The sequence below is a fragment of the Pseudomonas meliae genome, assembly GCF_001400515.1.
GTDB classification, from domain to species: Bacteria; Pseudomonadota; Gammaproteobacteria; order Pseudomonadales; family Pseudomonadaceae; genus Aquipseudomonas; species Aquipseudomonas amygdali.
The window spans coordinates 1-483 of record NZ_LJQT01000421.1 but is presented as its reverse complement, the minus strand read 5'-3'; the positions used below and the strand labels follow the sequence as shown (position 1 = coordinate 483).

Below are 483 nucleotides of genomic sequence, written 5' to 3'. Positions count from 1 at the left end.
CTTTTTCAGACCTTCCCTAGTTGGTCAGCGGCTTGACATCCCAGCCGCCGGTGCCGCCTCATCTTGGCCAGGGTTTCTTGCGCGGCTTTTTCAGCGCGGTCTTCGCGGCCTTGTTGCACAGTAGGGTCAGCGGCGTGCACCTGGGAAACTGCCAATGCCAGCAAGGCCAGCGCCGAGTGCGCGCCTATCATCTTTCGCTTGTTCATATTGCTCTCCAACTACGTTTCAATTAACTGGCTGCCTGCGCACGTGCGCAGAACTAACTCGTCGTCATTTGCCTTTGCGGCTTACTCTTTTCTCCGGGCAAAAGTTGCCCGCTGTCGCGTTTTTTCCCCTCTTAACAGGGGAGCGACTTATGGCTGTTTAATTACTGTTTCGATGTTTTATTTATTATCTTTTCTACTTCTCGCGAGCCATCAAAGTACCATCACATGATGGCGCTTTGAGTCTCAAAACCGTTACAATTAAGGAGGCGCTGCAAAA

At 51.8% G+C, this 483-nt stretch carries 1 pseudogene; it reads right to left on the bottom strand.

Going from position 1 to position 483, the window contains the following annotated elements:
* Nucleotides 1-19: 19 nt before the first annotated feature.
* Nucleotides 20-206 (bottom strand): annotated as a pseudogene (locus tag ALO64_RS19350) (hypothetical protein); the annotation flags it as partial.
* Nucleotides 207-483 lie beyond the last annotated feature (277 nt).